Here is a 19,520-nt window from a genome sequence, read left to right on the forward strand (position 1 = left end):
GCCGCTCCGGGAGCTGCTCATGTCGATGTCGACGTACGGTTTCGGCTCGTCCGATCCTTTCGGCGAATTGCTGAACCGCTTTTTCGGTATGTCACCCGCGTCGTCCCCACCCGCGGTGCAGCGCGTGCCGATCGGGCGGCTGCTGACGGAGTCCTCGCAGGAACTGCTCAACCTGGCCGCGCGACGGGCCATGGAGGACGGCACCTCCGACCTCGACACGGAACACCTGCTCTGGGCCGCCACGAAGGTGGAACCCGCGCGCTCGCTGCTGGCCCAGGCCGGAGTCGACCCCGACGCCCTCGCGACGCAGCTGGCCGAGGTGCTGCCCCGGGAGACCAGCGAGCCGTCGTCGGAGCCGGGTCTCACCCCGGCGGCCAAACGCACCCTCGCCACCGCCTACGCCCGCTCGCAGGCGACCGGGGTCTCCTACATCGGCCCCGAGCACATCCTGGGCGCGCTGCTCGGCGACGCGGACAGCGGTGCCGCCCAGCTGCTGCGCGCCGACGGACAGGACGCGCAGAAGCTGGCGGGCCTCACGGAACGCGCCGCCCGCCAGGAGAACCGCTCGTCCGAGCCCGAGCAGCCGGAGACGACCCTGGACGAGTTCGGGCGGGACCTGACCGAAGAGGCCAAGGCCGGAAGGCTCGACCCGGTGGTCGGACGGGCCGAGGAGATCGAGCAGACCATCGAGATCCTCTCCCGCCGCTCCAAGAACAACCCCGTCCTCATCGGTGAGCCCGGAGTCGGCAAGACCGCCATCGTCGAGGGGCTCGCCCAGCGCATCGTCTCCGGCGACGTCCCCGACACCCTGAAGGGCAAGCGCGTCGTCTCGCTCGACCTGTCCGCCATGGTGGCGGGCGCCCAGTACCGCGGGCAGTTCGAGGAACGCCTGAAGAAGGTCATCGAGGACGTCCAGGACTCGGACGGGCAGATCATCCTCTTCATCGACGAACTCCACACCGTGGTCGGCGCGGGCGCCTCGGGCGAGAGCTCCATGGACGCGGGCAACATGCTCAAGCCCGCCCTCGCGCGCGGAGAACTGCACGTCGTGGGCGCCACGACCATCGACGAGTACCGCAAGTACGTCGAGAAGGACGCCGCGCTCGAACGCCGTTTCCAGCCGGTGCTGGTCCCGGAGCCGACGGTCGAGGAGACCGTGCAGATCCTGGAGGGCCTGCGCGACGCCTACGAGGCGCACCACCAGGTCCGTTTCGCCGACGGCGCCCTCGCCGCGGCGGCCGAGCTGTCCGACCGCTACATCAGCGACCGCTTCCTGCCCGACAAGGCGATCGACGTGATGGACCAGGCGGGCGCGCGGGTACGGCTGCGCGGCGCGAGCCGCTCGACCGAGGTCGCCGAACGCGAGGACCGCATCGCGAAACTGCGCCGCGAACGCGACCAGTCCGTCGCCGCCGAGGACTTCGAGCGTGCGGGACAGCTGAAGCAGCGGCTCGCCGAGGCCGAGGGCGAACTCGCGGGCATCGAGGAGCGCCGTGCCGGCGTGGTGTCCGTGACCGCCCGCGACATCGCCGACATCGTCTCGCGGCGCACCGGCATCCCGGTCTCCCAGCTCACCGCCAGCGAGAAGGAGAAGCTCCTCAAGCTGGAGGAGGAGATGCACTCCCGCATCGTCGGCCAGGACGAGGCGGTCACCGCCGTGTCGCAGGCGGTTCGCCGCAACCGCGCCGGCATGGGCGACCCCAACCGCCCCGTCGGCTCCTTCCTCTTCCTCGGCCCGACCGGCGTCGGCAAGACGGAACTGGCCAAGACCCTCGCGGAACTGCTCTTCGGCGACGAGAACCGCATGACCCGCTTCGACATGAGCGAGTTCCAGGAGAAGCACACGGTGGCCCGACTGGTCGGCGCGCCTCCCGGATACGTGGGCTACGACGAGGCCGGCCAGCTCACCGAGAAGGTCCGTCGGCAGCCGTACAGCGTGGTGCTCTTCGACGAGGTGGAGAAGGCGCACCCCGACATCTTCAACACGCTGCTCCAGATCCTCGACGACGGACGGCTCACGGACGGCCAGGGCCGCACCGTCGACTTCCGGCACTGCGTCGTGATCATGACGTCCAACATCGGCGCGCACCTCATCCTCGACCACAAGGGCGACGTGTCCGAACTGAAGGACGTGCTGATGGACGAGTTGCGGACCCGGTTCCTGCCGGAGTTCCTCAACCGCATCGACGACATCATCATCTTCCACGGCCTCAGCCAGAACGACCTCGGCGAGATCGTCGACCACCTGCTCGGTCAGAGCGAACGCCGGGTGCACGCGCAGGGCATGAAGCTGGAGGTGACGGACGCGGCCAAGAGACTGCTCGTCGCCCACGGCCACCAACCCGAGTTCGGCGCACGCCCGTTGCGGCGGACCATCCAGACCGAACTCGACAACCGCATCGCGGAACTGCTGCTCAGCGGCGAGGCCGAACCCGGCGACACGATCGTCGCCGACGTCCGTGACGACACGGTCGACTGCACCGTGCGCAAGGGCGACGGCCCGGCGCGGGAGGACCGGGGGAGCGGCGGGGACGCGGACGAGCGGGACAGCGCGACGAACGACGGGACGGAGGACTCCTGACACCGAAAGGCGTGCCCTGGCGGGCGTACGTCCGTCCCGGGCAGTCCATTTGAGGAGGCTGCGCATGACGCACCACAAGTCCAACCGAGCTGTCGAGGGCGATCCGGAGCACGGCCACAGCAGGGGCATGCCCCGGCGGGTCGACGAGGACGAGCTCCAGGCGCGTACGGAGCGCGACCGGCGTGAGGTCGGTCTGCCGGGCGGGCCCACGGAGGACCCGGAGGCCGCGTACCGGCAGGAGCGCGAGGAGGTCGACCGCGAGGTCGGTACCGGTGAGATGCCCTCCGGCAGGGCCACCCGGCGGGAACGGGATCCCTTCCCGCCCTCGCACTACGAGCGCTGAACGAACGACGACGGCCGACCGCGGGACCACGTGAGCGTGGTCCCGCGGTCAGCCGTCGTGCTGTCCTTGCCCGGCCGCCCCGCTCTTCGGCCGTTCCGTCGGGTGCGCCGTACGGCGCGGTCAGCCGTCGCCGCCGGGCCCGGTCCCGTCGCCGAGCGAGACGACCTCCGCGCTCTCCTCGCCGTCGGGGGCGTCGAAGGCCACGGTGTCCCCGGGGCGGCGGCCGAGCAGTGCGCGCCCGAGGGGGCTGTCGGCGGTGACCAGCGTCGGGTCCTGTGCCACGGCGGTCTCGCCGATCTGCACGGTCTGCACGGTGCCGTCGCCGAACCGGACGGTGACCGTGCTGCCGACCCCTACCAGACCGGTGGGGGCAGGCCCCGCCACGTCCGCCTGACGCAGCCGCGTGGAGATGTCCCTGATGCGGTCGTCCAGCCGCCGCTGGTCGTCGGCGCGCTGCAGCTCGTCCGCCTCGTCGGCCCGGTCGCCCACCTCGGCGTCGGAACCCCGCAGGGTCGCGGCGACGCTGTCGCGCTCGGTGCGGAGGTCGGCGAGTTCCTGTTCGAGGGCCTGCCGGGCGGTCTCGCTGATCGGCGCTGGTTCGCTGGGCATGCCCGCTCCTCGGGATAGGGAACTGTTCGGCACGATCACGTGCGGTGAGTCGCAAACACGTCGATCGTAGGTCGAATCGCGACGATATGTGATGTATGGAATCGTGGATCGCGGTGTTCCCCGACCATCAGGACACCTCGCGGTGTCCCGCGAGTGAGGGAGGTTCGGCATGTCGTCGAAGCGACGCCGGAAGAAGAAGAGCAGGCGCAAGCACGCGGCGAACCACGGGAAACGGCCCCAGTCCTAGGCGCGGTGAGACTCTTGAACGCATCCCGGAACGGCCACGACGGTGTGGAGCCCAACGTGGGGCCCGCCCCGAAGGGTGAACCGGAGTTCCATCCGTACCACCACCCGGCGGCCGGCTGGGGTGCGGCCAAGAGCGTCACCCGCGTTCTGGCGGCCGAGAAGGCCTTCGTGGACGGTCCCCGCGCGATCATGCGCATGAACCACGAGAGGACGGGCTTCGACTGTCCGGGATGCGCGTGGCCCGACGACACCAAAGGCCTGCACCTGGACATCTGCGAGAACGGGATCAAGCACGTCACGTGGGAGATGACCGGCAAGCGCGTCGGCGCCGAGTTCTTCGCCGCGCACTCGGTGAGCGAACTCTTCGAGTGGAGCGACTTCGACCTGGAGGACCAGGGCCGGCTCACCGGGCCGATGGTCTACGACCCCGAGTCGGACCACTACAAGCCGATCAGCTGGCGCGACGCGTTCGAACTGGTCGGCCGGACCCTGCGGGAGCTCGACGACCCGAACCAGGCCTCCTTCTACACCTCGGGCCGCCTCGGCAACGAGCCCACGTTCCTCTACCAGTTGATGGCCCGGGAGCTGGGCACGAACAACCTGCCCGACTGCTCGAACATGTGCCACGAGGCGAGCGGCCGTGCCCTCACGGCGTCCCTCGGCACCGGCAAGGGCACCGCGGACCTCAGGGACTGGAAGGCCACCGACGCCCTGTTCATCATGGGTGTCAACGCCGCCTCGAACGCGCCCAGGATGCTCACCGCCCTCGCCGAGGCCTACGACCGCGGTGCCCAGATCGTGCACATCAACCCGCTCGTCGAGGCCGCGGCGACCCGCACCATCGTTCCGCACGACTTCACGGACATGGCCCTCTTCAAGTCGACGCGGACCAGCACCCTGAACCTCCAGGTCCGCATCGGCGGCGACATGGCGCTCCTGCGCGGCATGTCCAAAGCGGTCCTGGAGCAGGCCAAGACCGATCCCAAGGCTCTGGACCAGGAGTTCATCGACCGGCACACGGCCTACTTCGACGACTACCGCGCGGTGTGCGAGGCCACGTCCTGGGACGAGATCGAGCGCCAGTCCGGGATCGACCGCGACGGCATCCTCAAGGCCGCGAGGGTGTACCGGGAGGCGGACCGCAGCATCATGAGCTGGTGCCTGGGCGTCAGCCAGCACGAACACGGCGTCGACACCGTGCGGGAGATCGTCAACCTCCTTCTGCTGCGCGGCAATCTGGGCCGCGAGGGTGCCGGTCCGTCACCGGTGCGCGGCCACAGCAACGTCCAGGGCAACCGGACGTGCGGCATCGACCACCGGCCCAGTGAGGAGTTCTTGGCCCGGCTCGGCGAGGTCTGCGGGATCGACCCGCCGCGCGAGCACGGCATGGACACCGTCGCGACGATCCAGGCCATGCGGCGCGGGGACGTGAAGGTGTTCGTCGGCATGGGCGGCAACTTCGCCCTCGCCGCGCCGGACACCCCGTACACCTACGCCGCCCTGCGCACGTGCGACCTCACGGTCCAGGTGAGCACCAAGCTCAACCGCAGCCACCTCGTGCACGGCCGGCAGGCGCTCATCCTGCCGTGCCTCGGCCGGACCGAGAAGGACCACCAGCGCGGCGGCATCCAGAGCACCTCCGTCGAGGACTCGATGAGCATGGTCCACCTGTCCATCGGCATGAAGCGGCCCGCCTCGAAGCACCTGCTGTCCGAGCCCGCCATCATCGCCGGCATGGCCCGCGCCGCCCTCCCGGACAGCGCCACTCCCTGGGAGTGGTACATCGAGGACTACGACCGCATCCGCGACACGATGGCGCAGACCCTCGACGGCTTCGAGGACTGCAACCGCCGCGTCCGCCTGCCGCTCGGCTTCCGCATCAAACAGCCCGCCCGCGAACTGGTCTTCCTCACCCCGAGCGGCCAGGCCGAGTTCTCCACCGCGCCGCTGCCCGACGTCGTCCCCGCGCCCGGCACGCTCGCGCTCGGCACGATGCGCTCCCACGACCAGTGGAACACGACGATCTACTCGGACAACGACCGCTACCGGGGCGTCAAGAACCTGCGCACGCTCGTCTTCATGAACGAGGACGACATGCGCGAACGCGGCATCTCCGAGTTCGACCCGGTCGACATCGTCGCCACCGCCAAGGACGGCACCCACCGCCGCCTCGACGGCTACCTGGCCATCCCCTACGACATCCCCCGCGGCTGCGCGGCCGGCTACATGCCGGAGATGAACGTCCTCTGCGCGATCGGCGACTACAGCCTCCAGAGCGACCAGCCCCTGATGAAACACGTCAAGGTGACGATCGAGTCCCACGCCTGAACGCAGGCGTACGGGGCCGGCGGTGTGGAACCGCCGGCCCCGGCCTTCCCCCGTGGCCTGCCCTCCGTCCCCCGTTCCCCCGTTGCCCCGGGGCAGTTCGGTCGGTGGGGCGTCCGGTCAGCGGACCCGGATGAAGAGCACGTCGTAATTGCTGTTCGTGCTACGGCTCTTGACGTAGACGCCGTCGCTGCCGCCGTTGGGATTGCCGGTGTTGCCCTCGACGGCGGTGAAGCTGGAGCCGGACACCGTGCGCACGATGCCTATGTGTTCGTGACCGCCGGTGAAGTCGTTGCCGCCGTTCCAGTCGTAGGCCACGATGTCGCCCGGTTGCGGGCTGGTCGTCACCGACAGGTGGTAGTTGCCGGCCCGCGCCTGCTTGACCCAGCCGGACACATAGGTGTTGCGGTAGGTCGTGGCTCCCGTCTGCTTGCCGACCCAGCTCACGAACGTGGCGCACCAGGCGTAGTCGTCGGTGGACAGCGACAGGCCCACGGCCGACCCGTAGCTGTTCGCCCGGGCGCTGCCTTCGACCGTGCCCTCCTCGGCCGCGGCCACGCTGAGGATCTTGCTGTAGCCGCCGCCGGGCGGGGGCGACGACGGCGGAGTGACCGCGCCGTACAGGGCGGCCTTGGTGTTCGAGCCCACGTGGCCGTCGACCGAGAGGCCCTTCTCGGCCTGGAAGTCCCGCACGGCGCTGTCGGTCAGCGACCCGAAGTCACCGTCGACGGCGAGGTCGGCGCCGTGGTGGTTGAGCAGACTCTGCAACTCGGTGACGCAGCCGCTCTTCTGGCCCTTCACGATCTCGCTCGGGCACGAGCCGGAGTTCAGGTTGATCGGCGCCGGTGCCCCGTTGCCGCCGCCACCGCCGATGTTCGAGTACAGGGCGGCCTTGGTGTTCGCTCCCACCTCACCATCGGCCGACAGACCGCTCGCGGACTGGAAGGACTTCACGGCCGCCAGCGTCTGCGGGCCGAACCCGCCGTCCACGTCGAGGTGTTGGCCCTTGCCGTTCAGCAGGGCCTGCAGCGTCGACACACAACCGCCGCTCTGCCCCTCCACGATGTTCGCCGGGCAGGACGCCGACCTCAGGTCCAGGCTCGTCGACGGCGACTCGTCGGTGTCGTACAGCTCCCGCTTGGTGTTCGTGCCGACCTGGCCGTCGACCGACAGACCGTGGGCGGACTGGAAGCTGCGGACCGCGGTCTCCGTCCCCGCCCCGAAGTCCCCGTCCACCTCGACCGAGTAGCCGTGGTGCCGGAGCAGCCGCTGCAGTTCGCTGACACAACCGCCCTTGTCGCCCTTGACGACGTTCGCCGGGCACGAGGAGGACATGAGGTTGACCGGCGCCGGTGCCGAACCCCCGGTCGCGTACAGCTTGCTCTTGGTCTGGGGGCCCACCCGCCCGTCCACGGCGATCGCGGTGGCGGCCTGGTACTCGCGCACCGCGTAGTAGGTGTTCGCCCCGAACTCACCGTCCACCTGCAGACCGGCGCCGTGCGCGTTGAGCAGCGTCTGCAGCTCCGTGACACAGCCGCTCGTCTGGCCCTGCACGATGTCGGTGGGGCAGGACGACGAGGTCAGCTTGATCGCCGCCGGCGCGGCCGCCGCGGGACCGGCACCGAACAGGACGCCGGCCGAGAGCATCGCCGCGGTGGCGGCGAAGGTCCCGGTCCGGACCCGCCACCCCGGGCCGCCGCGGACGGGACCCGGGCGGCGAAGGCTCTCGCTGTCGGCGGGAGCGTGGATCGCAAGTCTTCCCATGGTTGTGGGACATCTCCTTCGATGATGGGTGGGCCTGCTTCAGCGAGCCCGTTCCGGCCCCGCCGCGATGTTCACGGGGCCGGTGCCCGACCGCCGTACCGCGGCCCGCCTTCCCGGAGAGGGAAAGCGGGCCGCGGGGTGGGTTCACACGGCGGCCGGACCGTTCAGCACGGGTAGAGGGACGCGAAGTCGTTGGCGAACCGCTTGAAAGCGGCCTTGGTGTCCGCGCCCGGGTCGCCGTCGATGGCGTCGTTGTAGCCCCAGCCGAACTTGAGCATGCGCTGCAGCGCCTTGATGGTGTTCGGGCCGGGGTCGCCGTCGATGCTGTCGGTGTAGCTCCAGTACGCCCGGAGGTGGCGCTGCATCGCCTTCCAGCTGTTGGTGCCCAGCTGACCGTCGATGCTGCCCGTGTAGCTCGCCGGGGCGTCGCGCATGAAGCACTGGACGTACTTGGCCTGCGTGGTGCTCAGACCCAGGTTGTTCGTCGCGAGAATGGAGACGGACTGGGTCCGCGGGGCCTGTGCGGGTGCGGCGAAGCCGGGTCCGGCGGTCGCCAGGCCGCCGGCGGCGAGTCCGATCACTGCGGCGGTACCCACCAGGGTCCTGGCCAAGACTTTCGATCGCATACGTCGTTTCCCTCTCGGGTCGTCGGGCGCACCTGCCACGGCTGTGGTGCAGGTGGCGAGACGAGCGTGCGGCGTGGGGGGCGAGGGGCACCAGCGTTGCGCCGCAAGTGAGGTCCCGACGGGACGTCCCCTGCGCTGACCTGCGGGGACGCGTTCCCGGGAGAGGGCTCGGTGGGACGGTGGCGGCGGCGGTGGCGCGATGACACTTGGGTGCAGCAACCACGTTGCCGTGCGACAGGGTGTCCGCTGATGCACAATGCGACGGCACAGGGGGCACTGACCACGGCCACTGATCATGAACGCCTGGTGGGGGAACATGTCGCGTTGGAAAGCGCTGCCTGCGGAACTCGACCCGCGCGTCCGGCAGTTACTGGTGCGCTTACGTCGGCTGAAGGATCACAACGGGCTGACCATGCGGCAGCTGGCGGCCCGGACGGGGTACAGCGCGAAGTCGTGGGAGCGGTATCTGAGCGGCCGGTCGGTGCCGCCACGTGACGCGGTGGAGGCCATGGCCCGGATCTGCGGTGACGACGCCGTCCGGCTGCTCGCGCTGCACGAAGTCGCCGTCGAGGCGTGGCGGGACAAGCCGTCGGGCACGCAGGAACAGGCCACGCGGGAACAGGCCACGCGGGAACAGAGCACGCAGGAACAGGGCGTGACGGAACCGGCGGTGATGGAGCCGGCCCCGTCGGACGCGGCCCCTCCGGTCCCGGCAGGACCGGAGGCAGTCGCGCCGGAGCCGGGGACGATGCCGACGCGCGCCGCCGAAGGACCCCGAATATCCCGGCGGTCGCTGAGCATCGTCCTCGTCGCGGGCTGCGTGGCCCTGGTGCTCGCCGCGTCGGCGGCGGTATTCGTGGCCGTACGGTTCGTGGGTGACGAGAAGGGCGGCGCACCGGCGCCCGCCGGGCATGCCGCGTCCACCGCCGCGGCGTCACCGGCCGCCACGAAGGCCGCGTACCGCTGTCGCCTGGAGCGGATCGACGGGCGCTGGTACGCGGGCAACAGCCGAGCCACCGACGCCACGGTGGCGTACGGGGACTCCGGACCGCAGGTGGCAGAGGTGCAGTGCCTGCTCCGCAGGGCGGGGATCTCCCCGGGCGGCATCGACGGGATGTTCGGCCCGCTCACGATGGGCGCGGTCGAGCGCCTCCAGAAGCAGGCGCACCTCGACGTGGACGGCATCGCCGGGCCGAACACCTGGAAGGCCCTCCGGGGATGACACCGTCGCCCGAACATGCCCGACTGGCGGCCGAATTACGGGCGTTGCGAGAGCGCACCGGCCTGAGCCTGTCCGGCCTCGCGGCGAAGACCGCGTACAGCAGGTCGTCCTGGGAGCGCTATCTCAACGGCAGGACACTGCCGCCGCGACAGGCGGTACGGGAACTGTGCCAGCTGGCCGGTGAACCGGAGGGACGGGTGCTCGCGCTCTGGGAGATCACGGAGTCCGGATGGAGCGGCCGGGCCAAGGAGGCACCGCGGGCGGCGACGGCACGACCGTCGGAGACGACATCGAAACCGCAGACGTCACTGAAACCGCAGACGGCGCCGAAACCGGAGACGGCGCCACGGCCTTCGGTCCCGTCGCCCACGCCGGTGTCCGCTCACGTGGCCTCGCCCGCGGACCGGTTGTCGACGCGGCAGAGCTCCTCGCCGTCCAGCCGTCGGACGGTGACCCTCATGGCCGTCCTGGCGGCGGTGTGCGCCCTGGCCGTCGGAGGAGTGACGGTGGTGCTCCTCGTGGTGACCCGCGACCACGGCGATGCGCGGCGCTCCGCCACGCAGCCCTCGTCGGCGGCCTCGTCCTCGACCCACCCGAACTGCCGCGGAGCCGCCTGCGAGGGTCTGAGCCCCATGGTCACGAGGTGTGGCGCGCAGCCCGAGACCCTTGCCCGGCGTCGCATGTCCACCGGCGCCTGGATGGAGGTGCGGTACAACCGATGGTGCGGGGCGAGCTGGGCGCGGACCTGGGGCGCCCGCGTCGGCGACCGGATCGAGATGAGCGCGGACGGCGCGGGAAGCCCGGTCCGGCGCGCCAAGATCAAGGACGACGTCGACACCGATTCCTTCGTCTACACGCCGATGACGGCGACGCTCCCCGGCACGGTCGTCAGGGCCTGCTTCCTGCCGGCGGCGAACGACAGGAAGGAGTGCTTCGACAGCCGGGTGACGCAGTGACGAGACCGGTGCCCCGGGCGTCGGTACGCACAGCCGGCTCGTCGATCTCGCGGGCTCCGCACGCCCACTGCGGTCGGGGCCCGGGCCGGCGGCGGCTTGGGAACAGCAGCGGTTGGCGGGGAAGGGGGAAGGGGGAGGGGTGGTCCAGGCCGTCGCGAGGCCGACGAACTCCGAACCCGTGGAGGCGAGGGACGCGGTGAAGCCGGGGCGACGTACGTTGTCCGGGAGCCGCTCCACGAACTCCACCACCTCCTTCGCGTCCTCGTTCCAGGGCGGGAAGCAGAACGCGTCGAGCACCGCGACCGCCCGTGGGCCCATTCAGGAAGGGAACCGAACTCTCGTGCACGTGCTGATCCTGGGCGGAACCACCGAGGCCCGCCGTCTCGCCGAACTCCTGGCGCCCGACGCGGCCGACAGCCTGCTCGGGCTGCGCGTGACGAACTCCTTGGCCGGACGGGTGGCCGCGCCCCGGCTGCCGCCCGGCGCGGTGCGCGTGGGCGGCTTCGGCGGGGCCGAGGGGCTGGCGGCGTGGCTGCGCGAGCACGAGGTGGACGCGCTCATCGACGCCACACATCCTTTCGCCGGGACGATCAGTTCCAACGCGGCGAAGGCCGCCGGCACCGCCCGTGTTCCCCTGCTGGCCCTGCGGCGCCCAGGCTGGGTTGCGGTCGAGGGAGACGCCTGGCACGAGGCCGGCTCGCTGGAAGACGCGGCGGAACTGCTGCCCACGCTCGGCCGTCGGATGTTCCTGACCACCGGGCGCATGGGGCTCGCGGCATTCGCGGCCCTGGACGACCTGTGGTTCCTCGTACGGTCCGTGGACCCGCCCGCTTCTCCGCATCCACCCCGCATGGAAGTGCTGCTCGACCGGGGTCCGTTCACGCTCGACGGGGAGCGCGAGCTGCTGCGCCGCCACCGGATCGACGTCGTCGTGACGAAGGACAGCGGGGGAGCGGCCACCGCGCCGAAACTGTCCGCCGCCCGTGAAGCGGGGCTGCCCGTGGTCGTGGTGCGCAGGCCGCCGGTACCCGATGGCGTGCAGGTCGTGTCAGGGCCGGAACAGGCGCTCCGATGGCTCAGGGATGAGTGGGGCATGCGCACTGTCCGGGACGCCGGCTGAAAGGCAGCGCGGGCTTCGCCGCGACCGAGTGGGCGGCGGGCCGGCCGTGGTGGACGCCGTGATAGGCGATCACGTCCGCCTCGGCGATGACCTCGACCGCCCGGACGGTCGTCCGCGGCGGGTCGCCGGGCCGAGCCCGACGCAGTACAGTCTGCCGCTCACTCTTCCTCACTCGCGATCGCATTGAGCGCGGCGGCGGCGATGGCACTCCCGCCGCGACGGCCGCGTACGACGAGATGCTCCAGGCCGGACGGATGCGCGGCCAGGGCGTCCTTCGACTCGGCCGCACCGACGAAGCCGACGGGGACACCGATGACGGCGGCCGGACGAGGCGCTCCCTCCTCGATCATCTCCAGAAGCCGGAAGAGCGCGGTGGGCGCGTTGCCGATGGCGACCACGGCACCGTCGAGATGGTCGCGCCACAGCTCCATGGCGGCGGCACTGCGGGTCGTGCCCAACCGAGCGGCGAGCGCCGGGACGGACGGGTCGGAGAGCGTGCAGAGCACGTCGTTGGCAGCGGGCAGTCGCTTGCGGGTCACGCCGCTGGCCACCATGGAGACATCGCAGAGGATGGGCGCGCCGGCGCGCAGGGCCTCGCGGGCCCGTGCCACCACCCCGGGCGTATGACCCAGGTCCTCGACGAGGTCGACCATCCCGCAGGCATGGATCATCCGGACCGCGACCTGGCTGACATCGGCGGGCAGGGCCGAGAGGTCCGCCTCCGCGCGGATGGTGGCAAAGGACTGGCGGTAGATGGCCGCGCCGTCCTTCTCGTAGTCGAACACTGTGCTCTCACTCATCCGTTGACGTTCGTGGTACGTGCCGCCGCCGCGCCGGCGGCGAACTCTGAGGGGTGGTGTGCGGTGGTGCGGGGCTGCCCGCCGCGTACGACGGCGACGCCACAGCCGTCTTCACGGGGGTGCCTTCGGTCCCGTCGTCGAGCGGCGGACGTCCGGACGGACGCGACGCTGGTCCCGTCGACGCCTGGGACCCGGGCGCCACACCCTCGCGGCGGCACCTGGCCGGACGACTGCTCAGAGCCAGTCCCGCCGCTTGAAGATGACGTACAGACTGGTGCACACGACCGCCATCAGGACGATCGCGAAGGGGTATCCCAGCACCCAGTGCAACTCCGGCATGTGGTCGAAGTTCATGCCATAGATGGTTCCGACCAGGGTCGGGGCGAACAGGATGGCCGCCCAGGACGAGATCTTCTTGATCTCCTCGTTCTGTTCGAAGCCCGCCTCCGCCAACGCCCGCATCTCCGCGTTCTGCTGCTGGGTCACCAGCGTCGCGTTGACCGTCAGGATGTCCGTGAGGGCCTGGCGGAAGCCGTCGACGCGTTCGCTGGTGTGCGTGACGTGGTCGGCGACGTCGCGGAGGTAGCGCTGGAGTTCGTCGTCCGTGCCGTACTTGGCGAAGCCGGCCATCAAGCCGTGCAGCATGCCGACGAGCGGGCGGGTGGCGCGCTGGAACTCGACCATCTCGCGGGAGAGTTCGTAGATACGGCGGGACACCGCCGGGTCGCCGCGGAACACCTCGGTCTCGATCTCGTCGATGTCGTTCTGGACTCCGGCGACGACCGGCACATAGCCGTCGACCACCGAGTCGAGGATCGCGTACAGGACGGCCTCCGGTCCGAGGCGCAGCAGTTCGGGGCTGCCCTCCATACGGCGGCGCACCGCGGAGAGGTCCGGCGCCGCGCCGTGCCGGACGGTGATCACGAAGTCCGGCCCCACGAAAACGTGCAGCTCGCCGAAGTCGACCTCCTCGACCGCGTCGAGATAGCGGGCGGCGCTCAGGACGACGAAGAGCGTCTCGCCGTAGCGCTCCAGCTTCGGCCGCTGGTGCGCCTCCATCGCGTCCTCGACCGCCAATGGATGCAGGTCGAACTCCGCCGCCAGCGACAGGAGTTCAGCCTCCGTCGGACGGGCCAGGCCGATCCACGCCATGCCGTCCGGCTGCTCGCGCAGCTCACGGAAGGTGTCGGCGAGGGACTCCGGGGTCGCGACCCGCACACCGTCGCGGTACAGCGCGGCCTGCACGACGCTGGCGACCTCGGACGGCTCGAGAGCCGGCTGCTCGGCGTCCGGTGCCGCAGGCCGCGTGGGCGCCGGCGAGGGTGCGGCGAGGGCGCGGCGCCAGACGGACTTGCGTGTCTCCTTCGCGCCCTTGGGGCTCCCGGACGTCCTCGACTCCCCGGCGCTCCCCGCGGTGTCGCCCGGGTCCTTCCCGTCCCGCTGACGGCGCGGATTCTTCGAGGCTGAGCGGGCGCGTCGCTCCGACATCGCGGCTGCCTCCAGGGTCGACCGTACGTCTGTGTGATCACTCAGCAGGATATACGGGGCAAACGGCCTGGGAGCATCCGGCGGCGGTGAGATCGCGGCAGAGTTGCGGACAGAAGGTGTCCGCGAGCGGCGCTACCGTGCGGAGCATGACGAAGACGACCGCGACGGCCCCCGTGCTCGGCACCCGCGCCCTCAACCGGGCGACCCTCGACCGCCAGCTCCTGCTGCGCCGATCCCCGCTGTCCGCGACCGCCGCCGTCGGGCACCTCCTCGGCCTCCAGGCGCAGAACGTGAAGCCGCCGTACTACGCGCTCGCCGCCCGGCTGCAGGGCTTCCGGCCCGAGGAGCTGGCAGGCGCGATGGAGGCGCGCGAGGTCGTCCGGATCGTCACCATGCGCTCCACCATCCACACGCACACCGCCGAGGACGCCCTCACGCTGCGCCCCCTGGTGCAGGCCGCCCGCGACCGGGAGCTGGGCCAGTTCCGCAAGGGGCTCACGGGCGTCGACCTGGACCGGCTCGCCGCGATCAGCCGTGAACTGGTGGAGGCCGGGCCGCGCACGATGAAGGAACTGCGCGAGGCACTGCTCACCGAGTGGCCGGACGCCGACCCGTTCGCCCTCTCCGTCGCCGCCCGCTGCACCCTGCCGCTCGTGCAGGTCACCCCGCGCGGCCTGTGGGGGCGCAGCGGCCAGGTCGCCCTCACCACCGCCGAGCACTGGCTGGGCCGTCCCGCGGAACCCGCCCCGGCACCCGACGCGACCGTCCTGCGCTACCTCGCCGCCTTCGGGCCCGCCTCGGTCAAGGACATGCAGACGTGGGCCGGTCTGACCCGGCTCCGTGAGGCCTTCGAGAGGCTCCGGCCCGAGCTGCTGGTCTTCCGTGACGAGAACGGCGTGGAACTCTTCGACCTTCCCGACGCCTCGCGTCCGGACGCCGAGGCCCCCGTCCCGCCGCGCTTCCTGCCCGAGTTCGACAATCTGCTGCTCTCCCACGCCGACCGCTCCCGGGTCGTGCCCGCCGACCTGAAGGGGCGCGCCTGGCAGGGCAACCAGGCCTACTGCACCCTGCTCGTCGACGGCTTCCTCGCCGGTCTGTGGCGGCTGGAGGAGAGTGCCCTCGTCGTCGAACCCTTCGGCAGGCTGACCAAGGGGCAGCGGGCGGAGGTCGTCGCGGAGGGGGAGCGGATGCTCGCGGTGATGCACCCGGAGGAGGGGCACGACGTGCGGTTCGGGACGGTCGCCCGGCCCTGACCGGCGCCGCACCGCGGAACGTGAGGGGCCGGCGGACAGGGGGCGCTGCGGGGAAGCTGTCCGCCGGCACGTGTTGGGGGGCCGTGAGGTGGATGGGGAGCGTTGCGGGCCGCTCGTGGAGGCCCGCAACGCCCCCCTGCTGCTACCTGAGGGATGCTCAGGAAGTGTTGGGGGACTACGAATTGACTTGCGCGGTCACCAGGCTGGAGAACGTCGTCAGACGGGTGTAGACACCCGGGTAGCCGGCCTCCGCGCAGCCCTCGCCCCAGGAGGTGATGCCGGCCAGCACACCGCCGATGAGCAGCGGGCCGCCGCTGTCGCCCTGGCAGGTGTCGACGCCTCCCGAGGTGTATCCGGCGCAGACCATGTCGGAGGCCACGTAGTCGGAGCCGTAGGAGCTCGCGCAGCTGGAACTGGAGACGATCGGCACGGTGGCGGTGCGCAGCTGGTTGGAGGAACCGCCGTTCTCCGAGGTGGTGCCCCAGCCGACGATGCGGGCCGAGGCGCCGGTCGCGTACACGCCGGTGTCCGAGGAGGAGACGTACTTGGCCGTGGTGTACGACATCGACGTCGACAGGGTCAGGACGGCCACGTCGTCGCCGTTGGTCGCGTCGGTGTAGTCGGGGTTGATCCAGATCTTGCTGACCTTGCTGACGGTGCCGTTCGTGCCGTTGAGGTACGTTCTCCCGCCCACGACGCGGATGCTGCCGGTGGACTCGCCGACCATGCAGTGCGCCGCGGTCACCACCTTGTTGGCGGCGACCAGGGTGCCGCCGCAGAACTGGTTCTGCGAGGCGTCGGTGATCTGCATCATGAACGGATAGGCGGTCGTCGTGGTGGTCGTACCGCCCACGATGGGCTGGGGTTCGGCCACGGCGGAGGGGGCGCCGAGCAGCACGGTCGCGGCGGCGGCAGCGGTCGCCACGCAGACGGCGGCGGTCTTCTTGGCACGGTCGAGCCCGGACATGGGTCTCCTTGGAAGTTGCCGGTGGGGGGACGCGCGGGTGTGGGGGGTGAGTCACGGCGCCCATGGCGGGGACGCCGTGTGCCCGAGCGAGCGGCACGGCCACACGCTAGGGCGTGCGGTCACTCTTCCCCAAGGAGGGAACCCCCTAGTGGGGTCGGCGGAGGGAAAACCCTTGGCCGGACCGGGCGGGGTTTGACACGCGCCCGGCCCGGTCGCTCCCGGCCCCGACCGCCCGTCAGGCGTCGGCCGGTTCACCCGAAGGGCGCATCCGGGGCCCCGGTGTCACGTATGACGGCGGACCGGAAATCCGCTCAGTCGGCCCTGCGTTCCGCCGCCAACCGGACGATGTCGACCCGCGACCGTATCCCCAGTTTCCGGTAGACCCGGGTGAGCGTGGCCTCCACGGTCTTCACGCTGATGAACAGGCGCGCCGCGATCTCGCGGTTGGTGGCGCCCTCCATGACGAGGGCGGCGACCTGCCGCTCGGTCGTGGCGAGGGTGTCGAGGGCTGCCGGGGCGAGCGGCGGCGCGGCCGGGCGGTGCGCGGCGGCGGCCGTCTCGACCTGCCGGAGCCAGGGCAGCGCGCGGCACCGGCGGAAGAGGCGGGCCGCCTCGTCGTAGGAGGCGGGCCCCGGCGCCGCGGTCCCCCCTGCCCGGGCGGAGCCGAGGGGGTGGGGGAGGGCGCGCAGCCCGGCCAGGGCGTACGCGGCGCGGGCCTCCTCCAGACCGTGGCCGAGCTTGGCGAGGCGGTCCTGCGCGGAGGCCAACTGGCGTTCGGAGGAGCCCTGTTCGCCGCGAGCCGCACGGACCAGGGCCTCGGCGCGGTCGAGCACGGCGAGCACGCTCTCGCGTTCCAGCCGCAGGGCGCGCTGTCGGGTCACGTCGATGACGTCCTGCGCCTCCGTGACCTCGCCGATCCGGACCAGGGCCTCGGCGAGGTCCCCGTGCCAGCGTCCGCGCGCGGGGTCCACGACGCCGAGCCCCTCCTCCAACTCCCTTACGCGGCGCAGGGACTGGACGCACGCGGAAGCGTCGCCCGCGACCAGTTGGGCGTGTCCCAGAGCGCCGAGGGCGCGGGAGAGATAGACCAGGTCGCCGTCCTCCTCGGCCCGGTCCACGGCCTCCCGGGCGAGCGCGAGGGCCCGGTCGACGTCGCCGCCCGCGGCCTCCGCGAGTGAGGTGAGCATCGCGGTCGCGGCCTCGCCGATGCCCGTGTCGCGGGCCAGCCTGAGGCTCTCCCGGGACAGGTCGAGGGCTCGGCCGCAGTGCCCGGAACGCAGTTCCGTCTCGGCGAGCCCGCGCAGGAAGTGCAGTTCGCTCTCGACCATGCCGCGCCGCTGCGCCTCGCGGAGCAGCGCGGTGATGGTCGTACGGGCCTCGGCGAGCCGGTCTCCCATGACCAGCCAGCGGAAGCGGGCGGCACCGGCGCCGTTGTGGTCGCATGCCACCCGGGGGTCCTGTGGTTCACGCATCGCCCGCTGGATGGTCGAGGGCGCGTCCGGGTGCCCCATCAGGGTCTCCATCTGTGCCTGGAAGCCGAGCGCGAGGAGTTCGGTGCGCCGGTCTCCGGCGCGGGCCGCGAGCCGCGCGGCGTGGGCGGCCTCCTCGCGGGCCGTGGCCATCTCGCCGTCCATGAGCAGGGCGCGCCAGGCGAGTTGGTAGCGGACGAGGGCGACGAGGCCGGGGTCGTCACCGGCGTCCGCGAGGGCCTGCGGGAAGACGGCGTCGATCTCGGCCATGGCCTGTCCGGCGGAGTCCACGACGACCATCCAGGCCCGCACCCGGTCGGCGGGGGCGGTGGCCCGCGCCAGCACCTGCCGTGCGATGTCCCGTGCGAGGTCCGTCTCCCCGGCCGTCAGCGCGTCCTCGGCCGCCTGCAGCCGCCGTTCGTCCGGGCCCGGACGGGCTCCGGCCGGAGTGTGCCGGGCGGCGAGCAGTCCGAGCCCGACCGCGACCGAGGGCGCGCCACGGTCCCGGGCGGCCGTCGCCGCCTCACCGAGCCGGGCGGCGACGGCGGGGTCGGTGCCGGTGGTGGACAGGGCGAGGTGGCGGGCCCGTTCGATGGGGTCGGAGGCGGCGCCGGACAGGGCGGCATGGGCCGCACGCCGCTCCTGGGCACCCGCCTCCGCGTAGAGCGCGGCCGAGACGAGGGGGTGCGCGAAGCGGATACCGGGTGTCTCGCGTTCGGTGGCGAGCAGCCCGAGCTCGGCGGCCGAGGCCGTCTCCGCCTCGGCGTTCACCCGGCCCGCCGCGTGCAGCAGGGCCAGGGTCGGGCGGGCTCCGGCGCTCGCGACGAGGAGGGTGCGGCGGGCCTCGGGGGAGAGCATCTCCAGGCGGCTGAGGACGAGCGCGCGCAGGGAGGTCGGCACGGGGAGCGGCTCGCCGGGGCTCGGCGGCGTGGGGGACTCGGCGAGGGCGCGGCCGAGTTCGAGCGCGAAGAGCGGGTTGCCGCCACTGGTGCGGTGGATGTCGCGCACCGTGGAGCGGGACAGGCCCGTGTAGCCGCGCCGGCCGAGGAGTTCGGTCACGTGGGTCCGGGACAGCGGGGTGACCCGGACGGCGAGGGTCTCCGGCGGGGACGCGCGTAGATAGCGGTCGTGCTCCTGGGCCTGCGGTTCGGTCTCGGTGCGGACGGCGCAGAGCATGCGGACGGGCATGCCGCCGAGTCGGCGGGCGGCGAAGCCGAGGAGTTCGGCGCTGGCGGGGTCGAGCCACTGGAGGTCGTCGGCGACGATCAGTACCGGACCGCGCGCGGCCAGCGCGCGGAACGCGGAGAGGACGGCGAGGCGCAGCGCGAGCCCGTCGCGCTGGAGGGTGGACTCACCGCGGCCGGTGAGAGCCGACTCCAGGGCGGTGCGCTGCGGCGGGGGCAGCCGGTCGGCGATCTCGTCGACGACCAGACCGAGGAGATCGGCCAGGGCGAGGAAGGGGAGATGGGATTCGGACTCGGTGGACGAGCAGCGCAACACGGTCCGGGCCGATTCGGCGCATTCGGCGGCCAGCGCCCGCAGGACGGTCGATTTTCCTATTCCCGCGGGGCCGTGCACGAGCACACTGCCCCCGCCGGAGAGCTGCTCGCGGGCGCCCGTGAAGAGTTCCTCCCGGCCGATGACCAGGTCGGGGCGCGATCTCGCAGGTTCCTGGAAGTCCCCTCGCACGGTCACCGCTCCCCTCACGTGTCGTGTCCGGGCCAATGTTAGGCAATGTCTCTTTGAATTTC

15 protein-coding genes and 1 pseudogene are annotated in these 19,520 nt (G+C 71.7%); 8 read left to right on the top strand and 8 right to left on the bottom strand.

Features of this window, described 5'->3' with window-relative positions; genetic code table 11:
- The first annotated feature begins 19 nt into the window (after window positions 1–19).
- Complete coding sequence (locus tag ACIRQH_RS32610) at window positions 20–2,581, top strand: ATP-dependent Clp protease ATP-binding subunit (protein WP_404228308.1); 2,562 nt, start codon at window positions 20–22, stop codon at window positions 2,579–2,581.
- 64 nt (window positions 2,582–2,645) lie between these two features.
- Entirely contained in the window at window positions 2,646–2,924 is a 279-nt protein-coding gene (locus ACIRQH_RS32615; protein ID WP_358820872.1) for a hypothetical protein, read from the top strand.
- A gap of 120 nt (window positions 2,925–3,044) precedes the next feature.
- On the opposite strand, the gene ACIRQH_RS32620 is transcribed toward ACIRQH_RS32615, so the two are convergent.
- Window positions 3,045–3,533 carry a GreA/GreB family elongation factor gene (locus tag ACIRQH_RS32620; RefSeq protein WP_404228311.1) on the bottom strand — a complete coding sequence of 163 codons (489 nt, stop codon included), beginning with the start codon at window positions 3,531–3,533 and terminating at the stop codon, window positions 3,045–3,047.
- Window positions 3,534–3,702: 169 nt separating this feature from the next.
- Here ACIRQH_RS32620 and ACIRQH_RS32625 point away from each other — a divergent pair, with 169 nt between their 5' ends.
- Complete coding sequence (locus ACIRQH_RS32625) at window positions 3,703–3,780, top strand: 50S ribosomal protein bL37 (RefSeq protein ID WP_373287922.1); 78 nt, start codon at window positions 3,703–3,705, stop codon at window positions 3,778–3,780.
- Between the two features lie 44 nt (window positions 3,781–3,824).
- Entirely contained in the window at window positions 3,825–6,107 is a 2,283-nt protein-coding gene (locus tag ACIRQH_RS32630) for an FdhF/YdeP family oxidoreductase (RefSeq protein WP_404228433.1), read from the top strand.
- 117 nt (window positions 6,108–6,224) lie between these two features.
- Here the strand turns inward: ACIRQH_RS32630 and ACIRQH_RS32635 are convergent, their stop codons facing one another.
- Both ACIRQH_RS32635 and ACIRQH_RS32640 read right to left on the bottom strand, forming a co-directional pair.
- Entirely contained in the window at window positions 6,225–7,868 is a 1,644-nt protein-coding gene (locus tag ACIRQH_RS32635) for a peptidoglycan-binding protein (RefSeq protein ID WP_404228314.1), read from the bottom strand.
- A gap of 164 nt (window positions 7,869–8,032) precedes the next feature.
- On the bottom strand, window positions 8,033–8,494 hold the full coding sequence (locus ACIRQH_RS32640; RefSeq protein WP_358820868.1) for a peptidoglycan-binding protein: 462 nt from the start codon (window positions 8,492–8,494) through the stop codon (window positions 8,033–8,035).
- Window positions 8,495–8,810: 316 nt separating this feature from the next.
- On the opposite strand from ACIRQH_RS32640, the gene ACIRQH_RS32645 reads away from it, so the two are divergent.
- The 3 genes from ACIRQH_RS32645 (at window position 8,811) to ACIRQH_RS32655 (ending at window position 11,792) form a co-directional block, all read left to right on the top strand.
- Window positions 8,811–9,716 (top strand): peptidoglycan-binding protein, encoded by a 906-nt coding sequence (locus ACIRQH_RS32645; protein ID WP_404228317.1) that lies wholly within the window; start codon window positions 8,811–8,813, stop codon window positions 9,714–9,716.
- The gene (locus ACIRQH_RS32650) at window positions 9,713–10,672 is read left to right on the top strand and encodes a helix-turn-helix domain-containing protein (RefSeq protein WP_404228321.1); all 960 of its coding nucleotides are present in this window, start codon (window positions 9,713–9,715) and stop codon (window positions 10,670–10,672) included. Before ACIRQH_RS32645 ends, ACIRQH_RS32650 begins: the two co-directional genes overlap by 4 nt.
- 340 nt (window positions 10,673–11,012) lie before the next feature.
- A complete protein-coding gene (locus ACIRQH_RS32655) occupies window positions 11,013–11,792 on the top strand; it encodes a cobalt-precorrin-6A reductase (protein ID WP_388871346.1) in 780 nt (259 codons plus the stop codon).
- A 13-nt stretch (window positions 11,793–11,805) separates the two neighbouring features.
- Here the strand turns inward: ACIRQH_RS32655 and ACIRQH_RS32660 are convergent.
- From ACIRQH_RS32660 to ACIRQH_RS32670, 3 genes and pseudogenes are all read right to left on the bottom strand, one after another.
- A pseudogene (locus ACIRQH_RS32660) lies at window positions 11,806–11,954 on the bottom strand (SAM-dependent methyltransferase); the annotation flags it as partial.
- Complete coding sequence (locus ACIRQH_RS32665; RefSeq protein WP_358820864.1) at window positions 11,951–12,592, bottom strand: precorrin-8X methylmutase; 642 nt, start codon at window positions 12,590–12,592, stop codon at window positions 11,951–11,953. The pseudogene ACIRQH_RS32660 and the gene ACIRQH_RS32665, both read right to left, overlap by 4 nt.
- A gap of 234 nt (window positions 12,593–12,826) precedes the next feature.
- Window positions 12,827–14,080, bottom strand: coding sequence for a magnesium and cobalt transport protein CorA (locus ACIRQH_RS32670; RefSeq protein ID WP_388871343.1), 1,254 nt, complete (start codon window positions 14,078–14,080; stop codon window positions 12,827–12,829).
- Between the two features lie 146 nt (window positions 14,081–14,226).
- Between ACIRQH_RS32670 and ACIRQH_RS32675 the strand changes: the two genes are divergently transcribed.
- Window positions 14,227–15,333 (top strand): winged helix DNA-binding domain-containing protein, encoded by a 1,107-nt coding sequence (locus tag ACIRQH_RS32675; RefSeq protein WP_388871340.1) that lies wholly within the window; start codon window positions 14,227–14,229, stop codon window positions 15,331–15,333.
- A gap of 175 nt (window positions 15,334–15,508) precedes the next feature.
- Here ACIRQH_RS32675 and ACIRQH_RS32680 read toward each other — a convergent pair whose 3' ends face one another.
- Both ACIRQH_RS32680 and ACIRQH_RS32685 read right to left on the bottom strand, forming a co-directional pair.
- Window positions 15,509–16,300: a serine protease gene (locus ACIRQH_RS32680; RefSeq protein ID WP_358820861.1), complete on the bottom strand. Its 792-nt coding sequence runs from the start codon at window positions 16,298–16,300 to the stop codon at window positions 15,509–15,511.
- Window positions 16,301–16,611: 311 nt separating this feature from the next.
- A complete protein-coding gene (locus ACIRQH_RS32685) occupies window positions 16,612–19,464 on the bottom strand; it encodes an AAA family ATPase (protein WP_388871337.1) in 2,853 nt (950 codons plus the stop codon).
- Between the last annotated feature and the right edge of the window lie 56 nt (window positions 19,465–19,520).

It is taken from the genome of Streptomyces sp. NPDC102279 (genome assembly GCF_044766365.1).
Taxonomy (GTDB): domain Bacteria; phylum Actinomycetota; class Actinomycetes; order Streptomycetales; family Streptomycetaceae; genus Streptomyces.